Genomic DNA, 22,812 nt, shown 5'->3' with positions numbered 1-22,812 from the left:
CTGGAAGATTTTTTCTGCCGCAGGGCTTGAACTCATTGCGCCGCGCTATATCTAACCTAGGTGGCGCCGGGCCCCTCTGGCGAGAGCATTGAAGCTTTCGTGATGTCGGAGCCACTCCAAACGAACATGGAGATGGTCCGGCGATGGAAACGCTGTTTGCTGCCCTGACGGGCGAATTTTTGGGTACGCCCGTTTATTTCTGGGTGGCCTTCGTCACCATTGTCATTGCCCTGTTGGTTTTCGACCTCGGCATCCTGCACAAGGATGAGCGCGAGATCGGCGCAGCCGAAAGCCTCAAGCTCTACGGCTTCTATGTGACCATCGCCATGGCCTTCGGCGGCTGGGTCTGGTGGCAGCGCGGCGCTGAAGCCGGGCTTGAATTCTATACCGCCTACCTGATCGAACAATCGCTGGCGATGGACAACATGTTCGTCATCGCCACCATTTTCGGCTTCCTCGCCATTCCCCGCCTTTACCAGCATCGCGTGCTGTTCTGGGGCATTCTGGGCGTGGTATTCCTGCGCGCCATCCTGATCGGCCTGGGTGCTGCCCTGGTCTACCAGTTCAGCTGGATCCTGTTCATTTTCGGCGCCTTCCTGGTGTTCACCGGGTTCCGCATGTTCAAGCACCAGGATGAAAAGCCGGACATCGAATCCAATTTCGCCTTCAAGTTCCTGCGCAAACATTTCCGCATTACCGACAAGCTGCACGGCCACGATTTTACCGTCCGCCAGCCCGATCCCAAATCCGGCAAGCTGGTTGTCTGGCTGACCCCGCTGGCCGTGGCCTTGATCATGGTGGAAGTCGTCGACCTGATCTTTGCCGTGGACTCCGTGCCGGCTGTGTTCGCCGTGACGCAGGATACCTTCATCGTCTACACCTCCAACATCTTCGCCATCCTCGGCCTGCGCGCGCTCTACTTCGCTCTCGCTGCCGCCATGAACCGCTTCCGCTACCTGCAGACCTCGCTGGCGATCATCCTGGTGCTGGTCGGCATCAAGATCTTCCTGGTGCCACTGGGCTATCATATCGACACGCTGCTCTCGCTGATCGTTACCCTCTCCATCCTGGGTGGCGGCGTCATCTTCTCGCTCTGGAAGACCCGCAACGAGCCTGACATCAGCGCTGCGGACGAACCCGAGACCGGTCAGCTCAAGCCCTGATCGAGTTGCTTTGAAAGCGGGCGGACGACCGGTCACCGGCGTCCGCCCGCTTTTGTGGGCATGAATGGCAGCGCAGGCGCTCCTGACACGGTCTGTCATCGGGCGGTGCCAGGCTGGGGCAACCGAGGAGCCCTGCCATGACCCTGATCGCCACCTGCCATTGCGGCGCCACCAAGATCGAACTGCCACGCCACCCCACTGAAGCGGCCAGCTGCAACTGCACCTATTGCGCGCGTGCGGGCGCCGTCTGGGCCTATTACGCGCCAGGGGAACTCACCTTCCTGTCGCGCAGCGATGAGCGCAGCTACTCGACGGCGCCCGAGATCCACCAGCATTATTTCTGCGGCAATTGCGGCATGCAGACCTGGGGCGACAGCCCCGACTGGGCCAGCCTCTACAATGCCGATGGCACGCCCAAGGACGGCGCTGGCGGCGGCATACCAGCCCAGCGCAAGTTCGGCCTTAACCTGCGGCTGGTGGACGATATCGACTGGTCAAAGGTGACGGTGGAACAGCTGGACGGACGCCACAACTGGTAGCGCCTGGCCATGGCGTTGCGACGGTGCTCAGTGTCCGTCGAATTCCATCAGCGCGCTGACCGTGACGCCTTCGCCGGCCAGCTTGGCAGCGCCGCCCAGCGCCGGCAGGTCGATCACGAAGGCGGCGCCCTCAACCCGGGCCCCGGTACGCCGCAACAGGCCGACAGCGGCGATGGCGGTGCCCCCGGTGGCGATCAGGTCGTCCACCAGCAGCACCACATGGCGAGCATCCAGCACATCGGCATGGATCTCGATGGTGTCCACGCCATATTCGAGCGCATAGTTCTGTCCGATGGTCTCGCCGGGCAGCTTGCCCTTCTTGCGCACCGGAATGAAGCCGACGCCCAGCGCGATGGCCACGCCGGCCCCGAAGATGAAGCCGCGTGCCTCGATGCCGGCGACATGGGTTATGCCCCGCCCGCGATAGCGGCTGGCAATGTCCTCGACGCTCTGCTTGAACCCTTCGGGATGCTCGATCAGGGTGGTGATGTCACGAAACAGGATACCCTGTTTGGGGTAGTCCGGAATCGTGCGCACGAGGGCCTTGAGATCGAGCGACATGAATATCCTGGAGAGCTGGTAAAATCAGGGGAGCCGGCGGCCGACCAGATGCCGGGCGACGACGCCGGCACTATAGGCCGCATTGCGCGTCACATTGACCGCCACTTCGCGCGCCTTGGGATTGCTGGCAACGGCCAGGATACCGGCCCGCACGACCGGATTGCGCGAAAGGGTGACAGCGGCACCAACGACGGTCGCAGCAAGACGAATGGCGGACATCAGGGCTCCCCTCGCAGGTGATTTGCGTATGGCCTATGTTGCGGCGCGCCGCCCAAATGGCAAGGGGCTGAATTCGGCGTGATGGTAACGAAAAGGGCTCCGCAAGGGAGCCCTTTGATTTGATGGGTCGGCGTATTCGTGCCCTGCGAGCGTAGCTCTTCGGGCCTGATCATCTAAAATCGCCCCACCGGGGCGATTTTACCGCGAAGCGGCCGATGATCAGTGCTCGATACCGGCCCAGATCTTGCGCTTGGTGCCATACATCAGGCCGGCGAAGACGATCAGGAACAGCAGCACGACAAAGCCGGTCTGCTTGCGACCCGCTAGGTGCGGCTCGGCCATCCACATCATGAAGGCCGAAACGTCGGTGGAATACTGTTCCAGCGTTTCCGGCACGGCCATCTGGCCTTCTTCAACGGTGTAGGTGATCTGCCCGTCCGCCAGGGGCGGCGCCATGCCGATGGCATGACCGGGGAACACGTGGTTGTAATACTTGCCTTCCGGCAGCTCGAAGCCTTCGGGCGCTTCTTCCTCATAACCGTTCAGCAGGGCGTGGATATAATCCGGACCGCCTTCGGAATAGCCGGTGAAGTAGTTGAACATCCAGAACGGGAAGGCATCGTGCACACCACGGGCCTTGGCCAGCACCGAGAAGTCAGGCGGCAGCGCGCCGCCATTGGCATCGCGGGCATCCTGCTCGCTGGCAAAGGGCGACGGCCAGAGGTCGGCCGCCACGGCCGGGCGCACGCCACCATCGGCTGCGGCATCGGCCACTTCATATTCGGCGGCCAGCGCCTTGACCTGTTCTTCCGAGAACGATGGCCCGCCCTCTTCGGCCAGGGTGCGGAAGGCGATCAGCCTTGCGCCATGGCAGCTTGAGCAGACTTCCCGGAACACCTGGAAGCCGCGCTGCAGCTGGTTCTGGTCATAGGTGCCAAAAATGCCGGCAAAGCTCCAGCTCTGCTTTTCGACATGCACGACGTCTTCTGCGGCCTGCACCGAGCTGACGCCCGCCAGGCCAGCCAGAACGGCCAGGGTGGCCAGGATGGTCTTGGTATTGAACATGGTTCCTGCCCCTCTCTTACGCGTGCGACTTGGCAAGCACGCTCTCCGAGATGCTGGTCGGCAGGGGCCGAGGCTTCTCGATGCGGCTAAGCACGGGCAGGATGACGATGAAGTGGATGAAGTAATAGGCCGTGCAGATCTTGGACAGCAGCACATAGATGCCATCGGCCGGCTGTGCGCCCAGATAGGTCAGGCCAATGAAGTTGACCACGAACAGCCAGTAGAACCACTTGAACATCGGACGGAAATTGCCCGACCGCACCTTGGACGTGTCCAGCCAGGGAAGCAGGAACAGGATGACGATCGAACCGCCGAAGAAGATCACGCCCAGCAGCTTGGAGTTGATGAACAGCAGGTTGAAATCGATGGCCCGCAGGATGGCGTAGAAGGGCAGGAAATACCATTCCGGCACGATATGGGCCGGCGTGATCTGGCTGTTGAACTGGATGTAATTGTCCGGATGACCCAGAATGTCGGGCGCAAAGAAAGCGAACCAGACAAACGGGATCAGGAACACCACCATGCCGAAGGCGTCCTTCATCGTGTAGTACGGATGGAAGGGCAAGGTATCGCGGCTGTCCTTGACGTCGACGCCAGTCGGGTTGTTGTTGCCCGGCACGTGCAGGGCCCAGATGTGCAGCGCCACCACGGCGGCGATCACGAAGGGCAGCAGATAGTGCAGCGAGAAGAAGCGGTTGAGCGTCGGATTGCCCACCGAGAAGCCGCCGCGCAGCAGTTCCAGCAGCGGCGTGCCGAGCACTGGAATGGCCTCGAAGATATTGGTGATAACGGTGGCGGCCCAGCCGGACATCTGGCCCCAAGGCAGCACATACCCCATGAAGGCAGTCGCCATCATCAGCACGAAGATGAGCACGCCCAGGATCCACAGGATCTCGCGCGGCGCCTTGTAGGAGCCGAAATACATGCCGCGGAAGATGTGGATATAGACGGCCACGAAGAACATCGAGGCGCCCACGGCGTGGAACGCCTGGATCATCCGGCCGCCATTGACGTTGCGGCGGATATGCTCGACCGAGTCGAAGGCCAGCCCGATATTGGGCGTGTAATGCATCGCCAGGATGATGCCGGTGACGATCTGGATGCCCAGGCACATCACGAGAATGGCGCCGAACGTCCAGAAATAATTCAGATTCTTGGGCGTGGGGAAGTCCATCAGGTGCTCTTTGGAGAACCGGATGATGGGCAAGCGCTCATCAAGCCATTTCTCGATGCCGGAGCCTGGAGTGTAAGTTGAGTGTTCTGACATCGGAAAAGCCCCCACTAGCCGATCTGGATCAGCGAATCGCTGACGAATTCATACGGCGGCACGACCAGGTTGGTCGGCGCGGGACCCTTGCGGATGCGGCCCGCCGTGTCGAACTGCGAACCATGGCAGGGGCAGGCCCAGCCATCGAATTCGCCTGATTCGCCGGTCGGGATGCAGCCCAGATGGGTGCAGTTGGCAATCATCACCAGCCAGTTTTCATGGCCTTCCTTGGTGCGCTCGGCGTCGGTCTGCGGATCCTTGAGATCGGCAAGCGCCACATTCTGCGCCTCGGCGACTTCCTCGGGCGTGCGGTTGCGCACGAAAACCGGCAGGCCGCGCCACAGGATGGTCACCGACTGGCCGGGCTCGATGCCGTTCAGGCTGAACTCGATGCTGGCGACCGCCAGGGTCGAGGCATCGGGGTTCATCTGGTTGATCAGCGGCCACACCGTCGCCGCAGCGCCGACGCCAGCCACGGCGCCAGTTGCCACGAAGAGAAAATCCCGTCGTGTCGTTGAATGTTGAGCTTCCGTGGCCAAGGTCCGTTCCCCGTACTATCACATCAGACGCGGCCGGCAGCGGCACACCAGGTTTCCATGGACGGAATCGGTAGCCGACCGCCCTCAAGCGGCCCGTCAGTTGCGGTCTTTTTGCACTGTCCCATGCGCTTGTCCAGTGATCCGCACGGTGACAGCACCCAACTGCGACACTATACCCGGCAAAGCCCTGCTTTGGCGGGCCTACAAGCCTCAAGCCGCGGGATAGTCTCATGCCGGTCGACCTAGCGCTCTATCAGCCTGACATCGCCAACAATACCGGCACGCTGATCCGGCTCTGCGCTTGCCTGGACACCACCATCCATATCATCCACCCCACCGGCTTTGCCTTTTCCGCCAAGACCCTGGCGCGTGCGGGCCTCGATTATCTCGACCACGCCGCCGTGCGCGAGCATGACAGCTGGACCCGGTTCGACGCCTGGCGGCGCGCGGAGGGGCGGCGCCTCGTGCTGTTGACCACCAAGAGCCAGACCTCGGCCTATGATGCCGTCTTTTCACCGCAGGACATCGTCATGGTCGGGCGCGAAAGCGCCGGCGTTCCCGACGCTGTGGCCGCTGCCACTGACCTTGCCCTGCGCATTCCGATGCGTCCGGGCTTGCGCTCGATCAATGTCGCCCTGGCCGCAACGCTTATCCTGGGCGAGGCAAAAAGACAGACGGACGGGTTTACAGCACTGCAATGACGGGTCATTCCTCCACCACCATGACACTTCCCATCGACATCGACGCCAAAAAGGCCACCGCCCAGCTCTGGTTCCGCACCCTGCGCGACAGCATCTGCGCCCAGTTCGAGGCCATCGAGGCCGAGCTCACCGGCCCTAATGCCGACCTGCCGCCCGGGAAATTCGAGCGCACGCCCTGGGATCGCGAGGCCGGCGGCGGCGGCGGCGGCGAAATGAGCATGCTGCATGGCCGCGTCTTCGAGAAGGCCGGCGTGCACATCTCGACCGTGCATGGCGAGTTTTCCGCCGACTTCGCCAAGCAGATGCCGGGCACCGAGGCGGGCGCCCAGTTCTGGAGCGCCGGCATTTCGTTGATTGTCCATCCTTGCAATCCGCACGTCCCCGCCGTGCACATGAACACGCGCATGATCGTTACCGGCAAACAGTGGTTCGGCGGCGGCGCCGACCTGACCCCGGTGCTCGACCGCCGCCGCAGCCAGGACGACGTCGACACGATCGACTTCCACGCGGCCATGCGGGCCGCCTGCCTGGATCGCCCCGGCGTCGACTATGATCGCTTCAAGGCCTGGTGCGACGAGTACTTCTTCCTGCCGCATCGCAACGAGCATCGCGGCACCGGCGGCATCTTTTACGATCACCACAATTCGGGCGACTGGGACGCCGACTTTGCCTTTACCCAGGCCGTGGGCGAGGCCTTTCTGGGCATCTATCCACAACTGGTGCGGCGCAACATGACAACGCCCTGGACCGAGGCCGACCGGCATGAACAGCTGGTCCGGCGCGGCCGCTATGTCGAGTTCAACCTGCTCTACGACCGCGGCACGACATTCGGCCTCAAGACCGGCGGCAATGTGCAGGCCATCCTCTCGTCGATGCCGCCCGAAGTCCGCTGGCCGTGAGCTGAGGAGCAGGCGATGGCGCTGACCGATATCCAGATCACCGGCTATCGCTCGGTCCGCGCCATCAGCTTTCCTGTCCGCCAGCTTTCAGTTCTGGTCGGCGCCAATGGCGTGGGCAAGACTAACCTCTACCGGGCGCTCGAGCTGGTGCGCGCGGCGGCGACCGGCGACTTTGCCCAGGATATCGCGCGGGAGGGTGGGCTGGCATCGGTCATCTGGGCCGGCGAGCGCCGCAGTCATGAGCCGGCTCGAATGTCCCTGCGCATTGGCCTGGAACTGGCTGACGGCCAAGACGACGGCTTGCCCGTCAGCTATGAGATCGAGCCCGGCTTCCCCACCAAGGTCGATGCGGCCTTTCCCTTGGAGGCCATGATCAAGCAGGAGAGCCTGACCCTGGCCGGGCGGCGCCCGGTGGCACTGATGGAGCGCAAGGGACCGGCGATCTGGGTACGGAATGCGGAGGGCAAACGCGTGCAGGCCGATGCGGTGCTGCTTTCCAGCGAGATCGCCCTGTCAGGGCTGCGTGGCATTCCCGAAATCGATCGGGTGCGGGAGGCAATTGCGGCCTGGCGCTTCTATCACGGGTTCCGGACCGACGCGGACTCCCCGCTGCGCCTGCCGTCCCGCGCCGTCACGGCTCCGACACTCGACGCCAATGGCGCCAATCTGGCCGCCGTGCTGGCGACGCTGCGCCACATCCGCCAGGACAGCGTCGATCTCGACGAGGCCGTCGATCATGCCTTTCCCGGCGCCCAACTGGTCGTGCCGCCGCCCGAACAGTTCGCCAGCTTCGCCATGCGCTTTGCCGATATGCCCAAGCGGGAATTCGCCGCCAATGAGCTATCCGACGGTACGCTGCAGTTTCTGGCGCTGATGGGAGCGCTGCTCTCCTATCGCCTGCCGCCGCTGATCGCGCTCAACGAACCCGAAAATAGCCTGCATCCCGAACTGCTGCCGGCTCTGGCCCGCATCATTGCCAAGGCGACGCAGCGCACCCAGGTCTGGGTGGTCACCCATTCGCAGACCTTGGCCGATGCGCTGACCGAAGAGACCGGCGTGCTGCCGCGCCAGGTTATCCGCCAGCACGGCGGCACCTGGCTCGAAGGCCTAAGCCAGATCGGTCAGTTCGTCGACGACTGAACCGAATTGGCCAGCCCGCGCTTGCGCGCCAGCCGGGATTGCCGCAGCGCCCGGAACCGCGTCACGACCAGACGCACCACGACATAAAAGCCGGCAAAGACCAGCACGGCCAGCGGCACGCCGCCGATCATCATGGTCTTGAAGGTCGGCCAGACCGCCTCAAAGCCGCTCGAAAACAGGCCGTGGCTGAGCTGCTCGCCGGTGGTCTCCACCTGCGCCCCCTCGGTGACGCTGACCCCGCCCCCGCCGGTCAGCCAGTCGCCGACGGCGTAGGACGCGGCAAAGAACAAGGGAAAGCTCAGCGGATTGCCCCATGCCGTGCCGATGGCAGCCGCGAGCATGTTGCCGCGCAGGGCGAAGGCCAGCACGAAGCCGAGTACGAAATGCAGCCCGATCAGCGGCAGCATCGACACGGCGGCGCCGGACGCCACCCCGGCCGCAATGGCATGCGGGCTGGCGGAAAGCCGCATGACGCGCGTCTGCAGATAGCGGGCATAGCGGCGCAAACCCATGCGCGGCCAGACAGCATCACGAATTTTGTTCAACAAGCCTGCCCGCATGCCCGGCCTATTCCCCCTGGTTTCAGTCTCGCATCCTATAGGCAAACCCCGCCGCCGAATAGAAAAACTGCCGTGATCGAGGCGCCCAGCGGAACGAATGCCCCTCGCCAGGCGTTGTTTCGAGACAACGAAACCCAGGAGGATCGCATGAAACGATTTGAATCAGGCACACTGATCCCGGGCGCCACCTGGCATGCCGAGGCCGACAACGAGGCCGAGGTTGTGCGCAAGGCAGTCGAAAACCTGCGCAACCTGCATGGCGAGACCGAAATCCGTCCCGACATGATCGAGCGCATCAAGGAACGCATCGTCGATACCGACGCGACGCCTGCCAAACCCCACTAAAGCTGGACCAGGGTCAGCAGCGCCGGTTTGCCAAGCGCAAAGCCGCTGTCGATCCAGGCGCGCTCCAGCCGGGCCAGTTCCTTGCCCAAGTGCGGCCCCGGCTTCATGCCGAGGCGGGCCAGATCGCGTCCACTGACGGGAAAGTCCGGCACGACCAGCCCCGCCAAAGCGCGGGCGGTTTCAGCCAGCCGTGCCTGTACCCATTCCTCACGTGCCGCCACCAGCGCCAGGCCCTCTACGGCACTTTCGCCATGTCGATAGGCCGCTTCTCCGACCCGGTCATCCGCCAGCAGGGCCGCCGCACGGCCGATGTCACGCGCCTTGCCCACCATCTCGTTGGACAGCCGCCAGCTCTCCTGTGCCGCCTCCAATGCGTCACCGGCCAGCAAGGCCAGCCGCGTCGCCGCCGACTGCCCGCCCAAGGTCTCATAGGCCACCAGCGCCCGGGCCGCGACATCGTCGAATTCCAGCAGGCCCAGCTCGGCCATCACCAGCAGGCTCATCGCCACCTTGGGCAGCGCCAGCATGCGGGTGATTTCCTGGCCCACCCGTTCGCGCGACAGATGTCCCAGCCGGGACACGGCCGCGGCACAGGCCGCCAGCCCGTCCGGATCGAACTGTTGGCCCCCGTGGCTGGCCGAGAAGCGGAAGAAGCGATAGACACGCAAGCCGTCCTCACTAATCCGCTGCGCCGCATCGCCAATGAAGCGCACGTGCCCGGCCAGCGCATCCTCGAGCCCGTCCAGCGGATCGAACAGTGTGCCATCCGGCCCACAATAGAGCGCATTGAGGGTGAAGTCGCGGCGGCTGGCATCCTCGCGCCAGTCGGTCCCGAAGGCGACCACGGCATGGCGCCCATTGGTCTCGATGTCCCGCCGCAGCGTTGTGACCTCGGCCAGCGTCTCCCCCAGCTTGAGCGTCACCGTGCCATGGTCGATCCCCGTGGGATAGACGGCAATCCCCGCGGCTTTCGCCCGTGCCATCACGTCCTCGGGCAGCAGTTCGGTGGCCAGGTCGATGTCCGGATTGACGCGCTGCCGCGCCAGCAGAGTATCGCGGACCACGCCACCGACGGCCCGGGTCCGGCCCTCGGCGCCATCCAGCGCCGCCAGGATCGCCTGCGTTTCCGGCCGCACCAGCCATTCAGCCGACTTCAGCGCCTCGGCACTCATGACGCGACCTCGCCGGTAGCCAGATCGCGGAACTGCCGCGTGATATTGGCGGTAATGCCCCAGATGCGATGCCCGTCATGGTCGATCTGCCAGGTCCGGTGTTCCTTGCCATTCCGCTTGATACGGAATTCGCCATAGCTCTCGATCTGCAGGATGCGCCGTAGCGGCACCTCGAACACCGAATGCACCTCGCCCGGATTGGGCACGAAGGGCCCGCTGGGCGCGACAATCGCCACCACCGGGGTGATCAGGTAATTGGTGCCGGTAAAATAGGTCGGCATAAAGCCTACCACCTCCACCTCGCTGGCCAGCATGCCCACTTCCTCGAAGGCTTCGCGCAGCGCGGCGGCCGCGACATCGCTGTCTGCGGCATCGACCTTGCCCCCGGGAAAAGCCACCTGCCCCGAATGCGCCCGCAGGTCGGGCGAGCGTTCGGTATAGAGCACGGTAAAGCCTTCAGGCCGGCGCACCAGCGCGATCAGCACCGCTGCCGGAACCGGCGGCCGCTCGAAGGGACGCGACGGCGCCCAGTCCGGCGTCAGCGTTTCGGCCGCCGGCAGGGCGGGCGGCACCGGCAGCAGGCGGGCGGTGAGGCGGTTGATGAACGGGTCGTCGGAGGACAAGCAAACACCAGAATTTGCGTCGGGGCCGCCAGCTTAGTGCAGGCGACCGCAGCGGGTAAACCGCGTTCAGCGCGGAATGGATCCGGAACCAGTCCGGCTACCGCGATCAGTCTTCGATGAAAGCCTCGATGGGACCAGCCAGCGTGGTGGCAAGGCTCTTGTCCTCGGCCAGCAGCAGCACGCGCGTCGGATCGACCGGGCCAGGAAACTCGATATTGCCCAGCGTGGTCGGCTCCCAGCCCAGCGGGCAATAATAGTCGCGGTCACCCACCAGCATGACGAACTGGCCTTCGCCGCGGGCCAGGGCCCGCGCCGTGACTTCCCGGGCCAGCATCTTGCCGGCGCCCAGCTTGCGGAAATCGGGATGGGTGGCCAGTGGCCCCAGCATATAGCCGTTAATGCCGCCAATCGAGATTGGCGTCATCCATACCGAGCCGCAGGGCGTGCCATCGACTTCGGCAATCAGGCTCAGGCTCATGTCGATAGGGAAGCGCTCCCGAATGCGGAAGGCGGTGCGGGCAAACCGGCCCGGCCCAAAAGCGATGGCCTGCAGGTCGTCGATGAATTCATCGTCCCCGGACCGGGTCGCGGGGCGCACGGTAACGGTCCGCGCAGCAGGGGGGGAAGCAACAGCGGCCGCAGCCGGAGGCGCAGAGACAGAGGACATATCAACAATCCAGGAAAAGACGGGTAACACCAACCCGGCGCCCAATGGGCACCGCTTCAAAAGACCACTCAGGGTCGTCGAATTACCAGCAAAACCTTCGCCATCCTGGGCGCCTCCACGCCGAGATTCCGCATTAGCACCACAGGGGCCGGACGTAAACAAAAACTCATCAGCTGATCCTGCAAAACCGGCGCCCGTGGCGCGTCTGTGTTAAATATGCACAACGCTTCGTTACGCCGCTGCGGTCTTATCGGTCGCGCATTCATCGCCTATGTGTCAGTCAACGCAAGCGACGGCCGGAAGTTCACTCCGGCAATACGTCGGCAACATGACGGAAAGGCTGCACCCATGGGTCAACTGATCGACGGACAATGGTCCACCCAGTGGTATGACACCAAAAAGACCGGCGGCAAGTTCGAGCGCAGCCAAGCGGGCTTCCGCAACTGGGTGACTGCTGACTGCAGCCCCGGCCCCTCGCGCACTGGCGGCTTCAAGGCCGAAGCCGGCCGCTACCACCTCTATGTGTCGCTCGCCTGTCCCTGGGCCCACCGCACCCTGATCTTCCGCAAGCTCAAGGACCTCGAGGCGCTGATCGATGTCTCGGTCGTTTCGCCGAAAATGCCCGACGAAACCGGCTGGAGCTTCGACACCAGCACCGGCTCGACCGGCGACGCGCTGTTCGGCAAGGAACTGCTCTGGCAGCTTTATACCCAGGCGGTGCCAGACTTTTCCGGCCGCGTTACGGTTCCTGTCCTCTGGGACAAGCAGACCGGCACCATCGTTTCCAACGAGAGCTCGGAAATCATCCGCATGTTCAACTCGGCCTTCAACGAGCTGACCGGCAATACCGATGATTACTATCCCGAGGCGCTGCGTGCCACGATCGACCCCATCAATGCCCGCGTCTACGACGAGATCAACAACGGCGTCTACAAGGCCGGTTTCGCCACCGCCCAGAGCGCCTATGACGAGGCCGTCGGCACGCTTTTCACCGCGCTGGACTGGGTCGAGGACCTGCTCGGCCAAACCGCCTATCTGACCGGCGACACCATCACCGAAGCCGACTGGCGCCTGTTCACCACGCTGGTGCGCTTTGACGCCGTCTATGTCGGCCACTTCAAGTGCAATCGCCGCCGCATCGCCGACTACCCAAATATCTCGCACTATCTCAAGGCGCTCTATGAGGTGCCGGGCATCAAGGAAACGGTCGATCTCGACCATATCCGCACGCACTATTACTGGAGCCACCCCACCATCAATCCGAGCCGGATCATCCCGATCGGGCCCGAGCTGCCCTTCCTCAGCTAGGGCGGCGCCTCAATAGCCCCAGATGTCACGCCGCGGCGCCTGATCGAAATATTCGTCAATGCGCTGCGACGTGGCCGGGGTGACCTTTTCCGGCAGGGCCCGGCGGTCGAACCATCCGGCCTCGGCAATTTCGTGGTTGGGCTTGAAGGCAAAGCCCTGCTCGAACTGGCTGGCGATATAGAAGGCGACATGGTCCCGATCGGTGACCGTGCTGGAATTGTGATAGAGCCCGAACAGCGCCATGGCGCCGGTGACGCGATAGCCGGTCTCCTCGAGCACTTCGCGCCGCGCCGCTGCCTCGATGGTTTCGCCGGGGCTGACGCCGCCGCCCGGAAACTGCCAGCCGGGCACATAGGTGTGGCGGATCAGCAGTACCTTGTCGCCATCCACCAGCATGACCCGTGCGCCCACCGTCATGCGCTGCCAGGTGCCCTTGAGCAGCAGAAAGAGCCGGGCGCGCACCCGCTGGAAACGATTCATCTGCATGGTTCGGAACTCCTTTGCAGCCACCGGTAGCAGGAACTTGATCACCACAAAATTACTGCGGGGGGCGATTGAGCATTTTCTTGGCCGCTGGCTTCTGGCATTACGCCAGCAATGATCAGTCTCGCACATATCTCCGACATTCACCTGTCTCCCATGCCCGCCGTCGGGTGGCGCGACTTGCTGGGAAAGCGCCTCACCGGCTATCTGAACTGGAAATTGCGGCGCCACGACGAGCTCAACAGCGAGACGCTGGCCAGTCTCGTGGCCCACCTGCAGGCCCAGAATGCCGACTTCACCGCCGTCACCGGCGATCTGGTCAACCTGGCGCTGCCCATGGAGATCGAGCGGGCGGGCACCTGGCTGGAGGCCCTCGGCCCGGCCGACAGGATCGCCGTCTGCCCGGGCAACCACGACGCCTATGTCGCCGGCACGCTGGAATCGGCGCAGCAGCGCTGGGGCGAATATCTCAAGGGTGAAACCCTCGATACCGGTGCCTTCCCCTTTGTCCGCCGCATCGGCGAACTGGCGGTCATTTCCTGTTCAAGCGCCGTGCCGACCCGCCCGTTCCTGGCCATCGGCCGCTTTGACCTCGAGCAGGCCGAGCGGCTCGGCCGCATCCTCAAGGTGATGGGCGAGGCGGACTATTTCCGCACCGTGCTGATCCATCACCCGCCCAATCCCGAACTGCAGCATCCTTCCTTCGGCCTCAAGGGCCACAAGCTGTTCCGCGAGGTCATCGCCGAGCATGGCGCCGAGCTGATCCTGCACGGCCATACCCACCGCTCCTCGATCCACTCCATTCCCGGCCCCAAGCACGAAGTGCCCGTGGTCGGCGTCGCGGCTGCCAGTGCGGCCCAGGGCGGCACGCTGGATGATCCGGCACGCTACAACCTCTTCCGCATCGAGCGCGCCGGCGATGGCTGGACCTGCACCATGCGCGAATATGGCTATCAGCGCCTGGGCAGCGAAATCGTCATGCGCCTGCAGATGCGTATCTGCTGAGAGTCCCGCAGGGCAAATCGCGCCAGTGGCGCGATTTGAGCGAAGCAGGCCATGAGACCTACGGTCGAATGGCCCAGACAACCCACCACCCGGATCTCCAATCCCCCTGCGCCACTCAGCCCTGACGCTGCTTTTCCTTCTCCGCCACCCGATTGTGGATCGCTTCGGCCTCCGGCGTCATGATCGCGGCAAAGTCGGCCATTTCGAAGAAGGGCCGGATCTCGATCTCGCTGGGTCCCAGCATTGGATTGGGGCAGCGCTTGACCCATTCGACGGCATGATCCATGTCGCGCACCTCCCAGACCCAGTAGCCGGCGACCAGTTCCTTGGTCTCGGCAAAGGGCCCGTCGATGACGCGGCGGCTGGGGCCGTCAAACGCGACCCGCTTGGCCTGGCTGCTGGGTTTGAGCCCGTCCCCGGCCAAGAGGATTCCTGCATCGACCAGTTCCTCATTATACCGGCCCATGGCCTCGAGCAGTTCGGACGGGGGCATGACGCCTGCTTCGCTATCTTCGGTGGCCTTGACCAGAACCATCACACGCATCGCTTTTCTCCTTGTTGCGGGGCACTGGCCCCCAATACCGTCACGACGAATGGTGCGCGACAAGTCAGACATGGCGCAACCCGCCAGTCCCCCTCCCGCCCGGGCCGCAAATCACCTATATGTGGACCAAGCCGCGAGGACTCCTGTTGACCGACCAATTTCTGATAGAGCGCCCCACCTACGATCCGGACACGGCCCAGGCCCGTTTCATGTATGATCTGGACGGGCTGCATTTCGAGGAAACCCTCGATTTCCCGGCAGGTGCCTTGCCCGGAGCCGCCACCAGCCCGAACTTCATCAAGCTGCTCGACCTCACCGCCATCGTGCTGGGAGTGAGCTATTTCAAGCTGCAGGCACCCCATGTGATCGCGGCGCCGCAGATCCCGCTCAATGCCGCCGAGCGCGCCTTTGTAATCGACGTCTATGAAAACGGGCTGGGCGAATTCTATGCCCGCAACAATCTGCAGCGCTTCGACAAGCTCTCCATCATCGCGCCGCATGACGCCGCTGATCGCCAGCCTGCCATAACCCTGCCCGACCGCACGCTGCTGCCCATTGGCGGCGGCAAGGATTCCCTGGTCAGCGTCGACCTGCTCAGCCATACCGGGGTTGACTTCACCCCCTTTGCCGTCAATCCCAAGGGTCCCATCCTGACCTCGGTCGACAAGATCGGCACGCCGCCCATCTATGTCACCCGTACGCTGGACCCCGAGATGATCCGGCTCGGCACCCAGCCCGGCTTTTTCAACGGCCACGTACCCTCGACCGCCATCAACTCAATGATCGCAGCGCTCTGCGCCCTGCTCTATGGCTACAGCCAGATCGTGCTGTCCAACGAGCGCTCGGCCAGCGAGGGCAATGTCGAGTTCGACGGGCGCGAGACCAATCACCAATATTCCAAGTCGCTGGGGTTCGAGCTGCTGATCGCCGCCATCCTGGGCGACGCCACCGGCGGCGCCCTGAAATACTTCTCGCTGCTGCGCCCCTATTCTGAAGCCCGCATCGCCTCGCTGTTCACCCACGAGACCCGGTTCGACAGGGTCTTTTCCAGCTGCAACCGCAATTTCCGGCTCACCGGCAATGACGGGGCGCTGTGGTGCGGGCAATGCCCGAAATGCCATTTCGTCTTCTTGATCTTTGCCCCCTTCATGGCCAAGGATCGGCTGCTCGCCATCTTCGGCAAGGACCTGCTCGACAATCCCGCCCATGAAGCCTCCTTCCGCGAGCTGGCGGGCCTGGCTGGCCAGAAGCCCTGGGAATGCGTCGGGGAAATCCTTGAGGCGGCCGCCTGCCTGTACACCTTGACCCGTCACGCCGACTGGCACGAGGCCGCCGTGGTCCGCGCGGTCAAGGCCGACCTGCTGAGCCAGTATGGCGAACCGCGCCTGCAGGCGGCGATGGCCGAATGCCTGACCGATAGTCACGATCACCACATCCCCCCTGCTCTGGCTGCCAAGGTGTCCGCTTATGCTGTTTGAAGAACCCGTCCTGCTCTATGGCGCTGGTCGCGAAGCCAGGTCCACCCGCGCTTTTCTCAAGGCCGAGCAACCTGACCTCAAGGTCTTTGTGACCGTTGACAGCGGCCCGCACGACATCGAAGACACCGCCTTCATGGCGCCCGAAGACATCAAGGACGCTGCCCGCATCCACCGCTTTGGCCATATCATCAAGAGCCCGGGCGTCTCGCGCTACAAGATCGTGTTCGATATCGCCCGGGACCGCGGCATCCCCGTCACCTCCAACCTCAATCTGTGGGGGCATGCCTTCAGCGACAAATGCACCTCGATCGCCATCACGGGGACCAAGGGCAAATCCACCACCGCCACCCTGGTCCATCTGATGCTGACCCGGTCGGGCATCGATGCGGGGCTGGCCGGCAATGTGGGCGTGCCACCGCTCGATATTGCCGACAAGCATGCCGTCGTCGTCTTCGAGCTCTCGAGCTACCAGACCGCCGACATGAATTTCCTGCCCAACATCGCCGCCATCACCAACCTCTATCCCGAGCATGTCGACTGGCATGGATCTGTTGAGCGCTACTACCACGACAAGCTGCGCCTGATCGATCGCGATGGTGGGTTCCCCGTTGCGCTCGGGGCTGGCGCCAAGGGCAACGCCCTGGTGGCCCAGGCGACCCGCGACCATCGCCGCCTGCTGCGTGACCTGACACCACAGGAACTGCAGGTGGTGGAGTCGGCGGTGTCGCGCTCACGCCTCAAGGGCGCCCACAATCTGGACAATGCCATTCTGGCCGCGCAAATCGCCCTGGCTGCCGGCGGCACGCTCGATGGCATTGTCGACGGCATCAAGGCGTTCAAGCCCTTGCCGCATCGGCTCGAAGAGCACCGCTTTGGCGACAAGCTGTTTGTCGACGATTCCATTGCCACCACGCCGGAGGCCACGAAGGCGGCCTTGTCATCCTATCCGGGCCAGCGCCTGGCGCTGATCGCCGGCGGCCATGAACGCGAGCAGGACTATACCGAACTGGCGGGCCTGCTGGCAGGCCATGGCGTGACGACGCTGGCCTGCCTGCCCGTGACCGGCGCCCGCCTGGCCGAGGCCACCAAGAGCGTCGCCCCAGGGATAACCGTCCTGACGCCACCTGATCTCGACGCAGCCATGCAGGCGCTCCACGCCCAGCGCGATGCCTTCGACGTGGTCATCCTCTCCCCGGGCGCGCCCTCCTATAACCAGTTCAAGAACTTCGAGGAGCGCGGCCAGCGCTTCGTCGAGCTGGCCAGGACATTGTTCGGGCCCGCCTCCCCATGAGCGGCGCGCTCTACCTCGCCATCGCCATTGCCGGCGAGGTGGTCGCCACCTCGTTCCTGCGCGCGTCCAACGGCTTCACCGCCCTGTGGCCCACCGCCGTGGTGGTGGTGGGCTATGGCATCACCTTCTACTTCTTCTCCCTGGCCCTGCAGACCATTCCGGTCGGCATTGGCTACGCCATCTGGTCGGGCGTCGGCATCGTGCTGATTGCCACGATCGCCTATTTCATGCACGGCCAGACCCTGGATCTGCCCGCCCTGGTCGGCATGGCCCTGATCCTGTCCGGCGTGCTGGTGATCAATCTGTTTTCCCAATCCTCGGCGCATTAGCCCGAGGCCGAAATCGGCCTAGAAGGCGCCGTTGATCGCCTTGAGCGGCACGCCGGCCGCCGTCAGGGCGGCCTGGATCTGCTCCAGCAGGGCCTTGTCCTGCACCCGTTCACGCAGCCGCGGCAACACACCCACCGCCCGGAAACTAGGCAAGTCGAGAACCTGCGCCAGATAGCGATTGACCATGTCTCCGTCGCCGCTGCGCTGCCCGGCCAGGATGGCCAGGATGGGACCCAGTTCAGCATCGGCCAGCGCATAGCGCTCCGCCGCGGCGATCGCCCCGGCATTGTCGCCGGCCTGCAGAGCCAGCAAGGCCGGGACACAGAAGTACCAGTCGGGCGGGTTGGGCGTGCCGTCCGCCGCGTCGCGCGCCATGCTCTCGGCCTCGGCGATATTGCCGCCCAGGGCCAGCAGCCTTGCATAGGCCGCCAGCGCATCTCCATTGGCCGGATTGAGCTGGATGGCGGAGCCATATTCGGTGCGGGCCCTATCGAACTGGCCCATGTCCTGACGCAGCCGCGCATGCTGCTCCCAGATGAAGGCGCTGACCGGAGCTGCGCTAATGGCACGGTCGAGGTCCGCCTCGGCCAGGCGCATCCGCTCGGCATAGGCGGTGTCCCGTCCGGACGGGGCAATATCGCGCTCGGCCAGCAGGCTCGCCGCCATCGCCAGACCCGTCGGGGACTCCCGATCATCCGCAGCAAGTCCGGACAGGCACGTATTGGTCCGGTCAGCCTCTGCCGCGCTGCCGCTCGCCCGGTAGCTGTGGAACAGCATGCGACACAAATAAAGGTTGGCATTGCCGCTCAGCGCCGGCGACTGGGCCAGCAGTTGACGCGCCGCACCATGCAGCGGCCCGCGCGGACTGCCCAGCACCAGGCTGAGCCGACGCGACACTGCGTCGAGCACACCGCTCTGGACGGCTTCGGCCAGCGGCACGGCAAATGTCTGGTTCCAGACCACCCCGCCTGATCGGCTGTCGGTCAGGATGGCACTGTATTGCACCACCGCGCCGTCCTTGCGGACGATGCCCGTGAGCACATAGTCGGCAACGCCATTGGGGGCCACCGCTATGGCCACGTCGGCACCGCCGCCATAGCGCACATCGATATCTTCGAACTGGTCCAGATCGGTCACGAGCTCGATGGCCAGTCCCGCCACCTGCGGGGCGTCGCTTTGCCCCTCCGCCAGGTTCTGGAACTCGACAACCGTGACGCTGGGGCGCGCCAACTGCCCCATGCTGCCGGCAGTTTCCGACATGGGGTTGAAGATGAACAGCGCCAGGCCAAGCGCGGCGACGCCCAGGGTGATGACCGCCACGGCAAACCAGGACATGGCCAGACCGCCGGCAAGTTGCGCCCGACCCGTCATCGCTGCCGATGGCGTTTCATCGACGGCTGCGCGGATGCCGCCGGCCGGCTCCATCCAATGGAAATCCGGCACATAGCGCCCCACCGGCAGGGAGATTCGCACAGCGTCGCCACTGCCGGGTCCGCGATAATATTCCTCGATCAGGCCGCGCAGCCGGCGCGCCTGCACCCGTACGATCGGATCTGCCTGGGGATCGAAATCAGCCGCCCGACCCAGCACATCGACAGCAATAGAATAGGCCTTTATTGACTGTTCATCCCCCGCCAACGTGCGTTGCACGATGTAGTCGAGGAACTTCGACAGTTGCGGCGAACGAGAAATTTCAGGCCACTCAAGCATTTGCGCAAGACAGGCCAGAATCACTTCGCGCTGTGTCGTCGGATCGGGCACACAGACCTCCGGAACTGGCCGGGATTGTCGCGTGTTACATGTAAATTACAAGCCCTCGTTACCGTTATTTTACCTGCAGTTGCCTAGCGACGGGCGGGCCCTTCGCCCATAGGCCGGGGAGTCACCGTCATCTACGTGACACCGTTCTCCGCCGGCTAGGCCCCTGCAGAGACATATGGACCACCCCGTTAGTACATCCAGACCGGGCGCATTCTCGCGTTCCGGGAGGAAGATTATTGCGTTCCGGTAGACCACTCAGCGACCCGTTTGGCGATGAGCGGTACCTTGAGGTGAGTTGTGAGCAACTATGTGAACTATGCGTCCTTTGTGGCGCTGATTGATGATGATGAGCATTCGGCTCACCTGCTGACCCGTACCCTGGTCGATCAGGGCGCCCATGGCGTGCAGTCCTATGGCGATGCGAACCAGGCCCTTGTCCGACTGAAGGCGGTGCTTTCCGACGTCACTGCAGCCTGGCCCGCGCTCATCATCCTCGATCTCAAGGAACACAGTGGCGCCAATCTCGAATTTCTCGACACCATCGGGCAACTAACGTGCCAGCACGGCGTTCCTGTGGTTGTTCTTGCTCCCCAGCAAACCGAGCAGTGCCGCCAGGCCTTGCTCGCAAATGGGGCCGCCGCCGTTTTTGTCCGCCATGCTGAACGGGACGCCTATCGGCGCGTCGCGGCGGACATCGTTGAATTCGTGACGCTGTCGCAGCGCCCCGAAGCAGTTGGCATGTAGCTCCTGCGTCCACAGGCTGCATGCTGCGGTCGGAAGCGCGCTGCAGGACGGTCCTGACCATCCTGCTTCCCAGGCGCCTTCCGACCAATCGACTCCCTTTTGCCTGCCAGGATGGCGGGCAGAGGGGGTACCGGCCCTACTCCAAGGGGGTCAGGTACATGGGCGCGAGCGCGGCACCTCCCGGTCGCGCGCGCACGGGGAGAGAAGCAGAGCTGGACGGGCGCTTGTCCCTCGGGCGCCAGACCGCAATCCTGCTTCTCTCCGCGGCCCTCGCTTCTGCGAGCAAACGCGTCGCGCCTAGGGATCAGCGTCGCCGCTTTCCAAATGCCCGCCGATCACCCGGTGCGACAGCGCACGCAGCGCCGCCAGCACCAGCACCGCCAACAGTGCCGTACCGGTCGCAATCACATAATAGCCCAGCGCGGTGGCGAGGCCGACCGCACCTGCCAGCCACATCCCCGCGCCGGTGGTGAGACCCTGTACCCCGCCACCATTGCGGAAGATTGCCCCGGCGCCCAGAAAGGCAATCCCCGCCGTGACCGCCTCGACGGCGCGGATCGGGTCGGCCCGGCCCCGCCCGTCGTCCATGGGCAGGGTGTGGTAGATTTCGAAGGCCAGGATGGTGAACAGCGCTGCGGCAACCGACACCAGGATATGGGTACGCAGACCGGCGCCGGATGTGTGCCATTCCCGTTCGAAGCCGATCATTGCCCCCAGCATGGCCGCAATCAGCAGGCGGATGGCGATGATGTGGGTGGGCAGAAAAGTCGGCACCAGGCCGAATTCGTTACCGATATCCATGGCGAACCTGTTTGTGACACTACCATGACAACCTGTCGTGCCCGGCTTGGTTCCAGCTGTCCACCAGCGGCTGCGCCCAACCGGCGATGAACCGCCGCGGCGGTAGGATGATCCAGCCATCGGCATCGCCCACCGCCACATAATCGCCGGCCGCCACGCCCAGCGCCGATATCGCGCAGACCAGTGCCGCCCGCTCGTCATGGTTGCGCACATCCGCCAGCGCGCCCGCCAGGCGCCGACCGGGCAGGTGATGCGCCAGCAGGCGCTCCAGCGTCCCATCGGCCACCAGCGCCGTGTAGTAGCGGTCTGAGCGCTGTTGTCTGATCCCCTTCTCGGCCGCCTCCAGCATCAGGCCGAGAAAGCTCGTCGGAAACGCCTCGAACAGCGCCAGGCTGTGCACGGCCTCCGGGTGCCGCGCCGTGGCCAGCCCGCCGCGTTCGATCAGCATGGCGGCAAATTCGTTGGTGTGTTGGTTGAGCAGCCGCCCCACCGGGCTGCGCGAGGAGCCGGGCTGGCTGATCCGGCTCGCAATGGCCTTCTGGCTCAGCAGCCGCTCGGCCGTCCGGTAGCGGTCGATCACCGCGAGGTCGCCGCGCAGCGGGCCGTCAAGGCCCACTGCCAGCAACAGGCGATCCCCCGCCACCGCCGCAAGATTGTCTGCCCGGGCCTCGGGGTGACCGGTAAAATGCGCCAGCGTCCAGCTGATGGTCTGCTCGTCCCAGTCGAGCCGGCAGATGCCGCTCGAGGCCGCCTTGAGCGACCAGCCGACATCCACGCCCAGCACCGAGCCCGATGCGGGCAGCATCAAACGGTCTTGAGCCACCCGCCATCCACGAAATAGGTCGACCCGGTCGAGTAGCTGGCCTTGTCCGAACACATGAAGACGAAAAAGTTCGCCAGTTCTTCGGGCGTGGCAAAGCGCTTCATGCCGCCCGCTTCATTGGCAACCCCCTGCAGATGGGCCTGCCAGCCATCCTCGCCGGCGATCTGCTTGGCTGTCTTGACCCAGTCCGGCGTCAGCACCAGACCGGGATTGATCGTGTTGACCCGGATATTGTCGCCCACCACCTCATTGGCCAGCGTCTTGGAAAACATCATCAGCGCGGCCTTGGTGGTGTTGTAGATCGGCTCGTACCACAGCGGCTGCACCGCGCAGATCGAGGCATTGTGCAGCACCACGCCGCCGCCGCGCTTCTTCATCGCCGGCATCAGGCCACGCGCCAGCCGCACGGCGGCCATCACATGCAGGTCCCAGTAATATTGCCACTTGGCGTCATCGGCCTCGGCAATGGTCTCGTTGGAGCCCGTGCCCGCATTGTTGATCAGGATATCGGCGCCGCCAAAGGCCTGCCGCGTGCCATGGATCACCGCGTCACAGCCTGCCGCCGTGGCGACATCGGCGCTGATCGCAGTGGCGATGATGCCGAACCTTTGGGCCACCTGCACCGCCGCATCCTCGGCCCGCGCCTTGTCGCGGCCGACCAGCACCAGGTTGACGCCCTCGGCGGCCAGGCCCTCGGCCACGGCCAGTCCGATCCCTACCGTGCCGCCGGTGATCACGGCCACCTTGTCGCGTAAATTGAGATCCATTGTGTTCCTCCTCGCCTC

27 protein-coding genes are annotated in these 22,812 nt (G+C 64.2%); 12 read left to right on the top strand and 15 right to left on the bottom strand.

Annotation, left to right across the window (positions count from 1 at the left end; all coding sequences use genetic code 11):
- The first annotated feature begins 143 nt into the window (after positions 1-143).
- Complete coding sequence (locus GDR53_RS13420; protein ID WP_193334978.1) at positions 144-1,163, top strand: TerC family protein; 1,020 nt, start codon at positions 144-146, stop codon at positions 1,161-1,163.
- A 137-nt stretch (positions 1,164-1,300) separates the two neighbouring features.
- Positions 1,301-1,702: a GFA family protein gene (locus GDR53_RS13415; protein WP_193334977.1), complete on the top strand. Its 402-nt coding sequence runs from the start codon at positions 1,301-1,303 to the stop codon at positions 1,700-1,702.
- Positions 1,703-1,729: 27 nt separating this feature from the next.
- Here GDR53_RS13415 and GDR53_RS13410 read toward each other — a convergent pair whose 3' ends face one another.
- The 5 genes from GDR53_RS13410 to petA form a co-directional block, all read right to left on the bottom strand.
- Positions 1,730-2,263 carry an adenine phosphoribosyltransferase gene (locus GDR53_RS13410; RefSeq protein WP_193334976.1) on the bottom strand — a complete coding sequence of 178 codons (534 nt, stop codon included), beginning with the start codon at positions 2,261-2,263 and terminating at the stop codon, positions 1,730-1,732.
- Between the two features lie 24 nt (positions 2,264-2,287).
- Complete coding sequence (locus GDR53_RS13405; protein ID WP_193334975.1) at positions 2,288-2,482, bottom strand: hypothetical protein; 195 nt, start codon at positions 2,480-2,482, stop codon at positions 2,288-2,290.
- A gap of 219 nt (positions 2,483-2,701) precedes the next feature.
- Positions 2,702-3,547 (bottom strand): cytochrome c1, encoded by an 846-nt coding sequence (locus GDR53_RS13400; RefSeq protein WP_193334974.1) that lies wholly within the window; start codon positions 3,545-3,547, stop codon positions 2,702-2,704.
- Between the two features lie 16 nt (positions 3,548-3,563).
- A complete protein-coding gene (locus tag GDR53_RS13395; protein WP_193334973.1) occupies positions 3,564-4,814 on the bottom strand; it encodes a cytochrome b in 1,251 nt (416 codons plus the stop codon).
- Between the two features lie 14 nt (positions 4,815-4,828).
- Complete coding sequence (gene petA / locus GDR53_RS13390) at positions 4,829-5,353, bottom strand: ubiquinol-cytochrome c reductase iron-sulfur subunit (RefSeq protein ID WP_193334972.1); 525 nt, start codon at positions 5,351-5,353, stop codon at positions 4,829-4,831.
- Between the two features lie 230 nt (positions 5,354-5,583).
- On the opposite strand from petA, the gene GDR53_RS13385 reads away from it, so the two are divergent.
- The 3 genes from GDR53_RS13385 to GDR53_RS13375 are packed head-to-tail and all read left to right on the top strand — an operon-like array spanning position 5,584 to position 8,093.
- A complete protein-coding gene (locus tag GDR53_RS13385) occupies positions 5,584-6,054 on the top strand; it encodes a tRNA (cytidine(34)-2'-O)-methyltransferase (protein WP_193334971.1) in 471 nt (156 codons plus the stop codon).
- On the top strand, positions 6,051-6,953 hold the full coding sequence (gene hemF / locus GDR53_RS13380; RefSeq protein ID WP_193334970.1) for an oxygen-dependent coproporphyrinogen oxidase: 903 nt from the start codon (positions 6,051-6,053) through the stop codon (positions 6,951-6,953). The genes GDR53_RS13385 and hemF overlap by 4 nt, the downstream gene beginning before the upstream one ends.
- A gap of 15 nt (positions 6,954-6,968) precedes the next feature.
- Complete coding sequence (locus GDR53_RS13375; protein WP_193334969.1) at positions 6,969-8,093, top strand: AAA family ATPase; 1,125 nt, start codon at positions 6,969-6,971, stop codon at positions 8,091-8,093.
- On the opposite strand, the gene GDR53_RS13370 is transcribed toward GDR53_RS13375, so the two are convergent.
- Positions 8,075-8,638 (bottom strand): DUF2062 domain-containing protein, encoded by a 564-nt coding sequence (locus GDR53_RS13370; protein ID WP_232846625.1) that lies wholly within the window; start codon positions 8,636-8,638, stop codon positions 8,075-8,077. The genes GDR53_RS13375 and GDR53_RS13370 overlap by 19 nt on opposite strands.
- 162 nt (positions 8,639-8,800) lie before the next feature.
- Between GDR53_RS13370 and GDR53_RS13365 the strand changes: the two genes are divergently transcribed.
- Positions 8,801-8,998, top strand: coding sequence for a DUF1059 domain-containing protein (locus tag GDR53_RS13365; protein ID WP_193334967.1), 198 nt, complete (start codon positions 8,801-8,803; stop codon positions 8,996-8,998).
- Here the strand turns inward: GDR53_RS13365 and GDR53_RS13360 are convergent.
- From GDR53_RS13360 to GDR53_RS13350, 3 genes are all read right to left on the bottom strand, one after another.
- Positions 8,995-10,170, bottom strand: a complete 1,176-nt coding sequence (locus GDR53_RS13360; protein WP_193334966.1) for a CCA tRNA nucleotidyltransferase — start codon at positions 10,168-10,170, stop codon at positions 8,995-8,997. The genes GDR53_RS13365 and GDR53_RS13360 overlap by 4 nt on opposite strands.
- Positions 10,167-10,793 (bottom strand): CoA pyrophosphatase, encoded by a 627-nt coding sequence (locus tag GDR53_RS13355; protein ID WP_193334965.1) that lies wholly within the window; start codon positions 10,791-10,793, stop codon positions 10,167-10,169. The genes GDR53_RS13360 and GDR53_RS13355 overlap by 4 nt, the downstream gene beginning before the upstream one ends.
- A gap of 106 nt (positions 10,794-10,899) precedes the next feature.
- Positions 10,900-11,391, bottom strand: a complete 492-nt coding sequence (locus tag GDR53_RS13350) for a GNAT family N-acetyltransferase (RefSeq protein ID WP_210321335.1) — start codon at positions 11,389-11,391, stop codon at positions 10,900-10,902.
- 417 nt (positions 11,392-11,808) lie between these two features.
- Between GDR53_RS13350 and GDR53_RS13345 the strand changes: the two genes are divergently transcribed.
- Positions 11,809-12,768, top strand: coding sequence for a glutathione S-transferase family protein (locus GDR53_RS13345; protein WP_193334963.1), 960 nt, complete (start codon positions 11,809-11,811; stop codon positions 12,766-12,768).
- A gap of 9 nt (positions 12,769-12,777) precedes the next feature.
- Here GDR53_RS13345 and GDR53_RS13340 read toward each other — a convergent pair whose 3' ends face one another.
- A complete protein-coding gene (locus tag GDR53_RS13340; RefSeq protein ID WP_232846624.1) occupies positions 12,778-13,254 on the bottom strand; it encodes an NUDIX domain-containing protein in 477 nt (158 codons plus the stop codon).
- Between the two features lie 111 nt (positions 13,255-13,365).
- On the opposite strand from GDR53_RS13340, the gene GDR53_RS13335 reads away from it, so the two are divergent.
- Complete coding sequence (locus GDR53_RS13335) at positions 13,366-14,256, top strand: metallophosphoesterase family protein (RefSeq protein WP_193334962.1); 891 nt, start codon at positions 13,366-13,368, stop codon at positions 14,254-14,256.
- 115 nt (positions 14,257-14,371) lie between these two features.
- Here the strand turns inward: GDR53_RS13335 and GDR53_RS13330 are convergent, their stop codons facing one another.
- Complete coding sequence (locus GDR53_RS13330) at positions 14,372-14,800, bottom strand: YciI family protein (protein ID WP_193334961.1); 429 nt, start codon at positions 14,798-14,800, stop codon at positions 14,372-14,374.
- A 146-nt stretch (positions 14,801-14,946) separates the two neighbouring features.
- On the opposite strand from GDR53_RS13330, the gene GDR53_RS13325 reads away from it, so the two are divergent.
- Genes GDR53_RS13325 through GDR53_RS13315 form a run of 3 tightly spaced genes read left to right on the top strand, consistent with a single transcriptional unit; the run spans position 14,947 to position 17,898 of the window.
- The gene (locus GDR53_RS13325) at positions 14,947-16,278 is read left to right on the top strand and encodes an endonuclease domain-containing protein (RefSeq protein ID WP_193334960.1); all 1,332 of its coding nucleotides are present in this window, start codon (positions 14,947-14,949) and stop codon (positions 16,276-16,278) included.
- Positions 16,268-17,569, top strand: a complete 1,302-nt coding sequence (murD, locus tag GDR53_RS13320) for a UDP-N-acetylmuramoyl-L-alanine--D-glutamate ligase (RefSeq protein WP_193334959.1) — start codon at positions 16,268-16,270, stop codon at positions 17,567-17,569. The genes GDR53_RS13325 and murD overlap by 11 nt, the downstream gene beginning before the upstream one ends.
- On the top strand, positions 17,566-17,898 hold the full coding sequence (locus tag GDR53_RS13315) for a DMT family transporter (RefSeq protein ID WP_193334958.1): 333 nt from the start codon (positions 17,566-17,568) through the stop codon (positions 17,896-17,898). The genes murD and GDR53_RS13315 overlap by 4 nt, the downstream gene beginning before the upstream one ends.
- Positions 17,899-17,916: 18 nt before the next feature.
- Here GDR53_RS13315 and GDR53_RS13310 read toward each other — a convergent pair whose 3' ends face one another.
- The gene (locus tag GDR53_RS13310; protein WP_193334957.1) at positions 17,917-19,548 is read right to left on the bottom strand and encodes a tetratricopeptide repeat protein; all 1,632 of its coding nucleotides are present in this window, start codon (positions 19,546-19,548) and stop codon (positions 17,917-17,919) included.
- Between the two features lie 408 nt (positions 19,549-19,956).
- Between GDR53_RS13310 and GDR53_RS13305 the strand changes: the two genes are divergently transcribed.
- Positions 19,957-20,403, top strand: coding sequence for a response regulator (locus GDR53_RS13305; RefSeq protein ID WP_193334956.1), 447 nt, complete (start codon positions 19,957-19,959; stop codon positions 20,401-20,403).
- 297 nt (positions 20,404-20,700) lie between these two features.
- Here the strand turns inward: GDR53_RS13305 and GDR53_RS13300 are convergent, their stop codons facing one another.
- The 3 genes from GDR53_RS13300 to GDR53_RS13290 are packed head-to-tail and all read right to left on the bottom strand — an operon-like array spanning position 20,701 to position 22,794.
- A complete protein-coding gene (locus tag GDR53_RS13300) occupies positions 20,701-21,204 on the bottom strand; it encodes an MgtC/SapB family protein (RefSeq protein ID WP_193334955.1) in 504 nt (167 codons plus the stop codon).
- A 19-nt stretch (positions 21,205-21,223) separates the two neighbouring features.
- Positions 21,224-22,009, bottom strand: coding sequence for a hypothetical protein (locus GDR53_RS13295; RefSeq protein ID WP_193334954.1), 786 nt, complete (start codon positions 22,007-22,009; stop codon positions 21,224-21,226).
- Positions 22,009-22,794 carry an SDR family NAD(P)-dependent oxidoreductase gene (locus tag GDR53_RS13290; protein WP_193334953.1) on the bottom strand — a complete coding sequence of 262 codons (786 nt, stop codon included), beginning with the start codon at positions 22,792-22,794 and terminating at the stop codon, positions 22,009-22,011. Before GDR53_RS13290 ends, GDR53_RS13295 begins: the two co-directional genes overlap by 1 nt.
- Positions 22,795-22,812 lie beyond the last annotated feature (18 nt).

This window comes from Devosia beringensis, assembly GCF_014926585.1.
GTDB lineage: Bacteria > Pseudomonadota > Alphaproteobacteria > Rhizobiales > Devosiaceae > Devosia > Devosia beringensis.
Note: the sequence above shows the minus strand (reverse complement) of the source record. Positions and strands in the feature narration are given on the sequence as shown.

Bases quoted from the DNA above. Each gene is read 5' to 3' on its own strand.
- GDR53_RS13420 (WP_193334978.1), top strand. From the start codon at position 144: ATGGAAACGCTGTTTGCTGCCCTGACGGGCGAATTTTTGGGTACGCCC.
- GDR53_RS13415 (WP_193334977.1), top strand. From the start codon at position 1,301: ATGACCCTGATCGCCACCTGCCATTGCGGCGCCACCAAGATCGAACTG.
- GDR53_RS13410 (WP_193334976.1), bottom strand. From the start codon at position 2,263: ATGTCGCTCGATCTCAAGGCCCTCGTGCGCACGATTCCGGACTACCCC.
- GDR53_RS13405 (WP_193334975.1), bottom strand. From the start codon at position 2,482: ATGTCCGCCATTCGTCTTGCTGCGACCGTCGTTGGTGCCGCTGTCACC.
- GDR53_RS13400 (WP_193334974.1), bottom strand. From the start codon at position 3,547: ATGTTCAATACCAAGACCATCCTGGCCACCCTGGCCGTTCTGGCTGGC.
- GDR53_RS13395 (WP_193334973.1), bottom strand. From the start codon at position 4,814: ATGTCAGAACACTCAACTTACACTCCAGGCTCCGGCATCGAGAAATGG.
- GDR53_RS13385 (WP_193334971.1), top strand. From the start codon at position 5,584: ATGCCGGTCGACCTAGCGCTCTATCAGCCTGACATCGCCAACAATACC.
- hemF (WP_193334970.1), top strand. From the start codon at position 6,051: ATGACGGGTCATTCCTCCACCACCATGACACTTCCCATCGACATCGAC.
- GDR53_RS13375 (WP_193334969.1), top strand. From the start codon at position 6,969: ATGGCGCTGACCGATATCCAGATCACCGGCTATCGCTCGGTCCGCGCC.
- GDR53_RS13365 (WP_193334967.1), top strand. From the start codon at position 8,801: ATGAAACGATTTGAATCAGGCACACTGATCCCGGGCGCCACCTGGCAT.
- GDR53_RS13360 (WP_193334966.1), bottom strand. From the start codon at position 10,170: ATGAGTGCCGAGGCGCTGAAGTCGGCTGAATGGCTGGTGCGGCCGGAA.
- GDR53_RS13345 (WP_193334963.1), top strand. From the start codon at position 11,809: ATGGGTCAACTGATCGACGGACAATGGTCCACCCAGTGGTATGACACC.
- GDR53_RS13340 (WP_232846624.1), bottom strand. From the start codon at position 13,254: ATGCAGATGAATCGTTTCCAGCGGGTGCGCGCCCGGCTCTTTCTGCTG.
- GDR53_RS13335 (WP_193334962.1), top strand. From the start codon at position 13,366: ATGATCAGTCTCGCACATATCTCCGACATTCACCTGTCTCCCATGCCC.
- GDR53_RS13330 (WP_193334961.1), bottom strand. From the start codon at position 14,800: ATGCGTGTGATGGTTCTGGTCAAGGCCACCGAAGATAGCGAAGCAGGC.
- murD (WP_193334959.1), top strand. From the start codon at position 16,268: ATGCTGTTTGAAGAACCCGTCCTGCTCTATGGCGCTGGTCGCGAAGCC.
- GDR53_RS13315 (WP_193334958.1), top strand. From the start codon at position 17,566: ATGAGCGGCGCGCTCTACCTCGCCATCGCCATTGCCGGCGAGGTGGTC.
- GDR53_RS13300 (WP_193334955.1), bottom strand. From the start codon at position 21,204: ATGGATATCGGTAACGAATTCGGCCTGGTGCCGACTTTTCTGCCCACC.
- GDR53_RS13295 (WP_193334954.1), bottom strand. From the start codon at position 22,009: ATGCTGCCCGCATCGGGCTCGGTGCTGGGCGTGGATGTCGGCTGGTCG.
- GDR53_RS13290 (WP_193334953.1), bottom strand. From the start codon at position 22,794: ATGGATCTCAATTTACGCGACAAGGTGGCCGTGATCACCGGCGGCACG.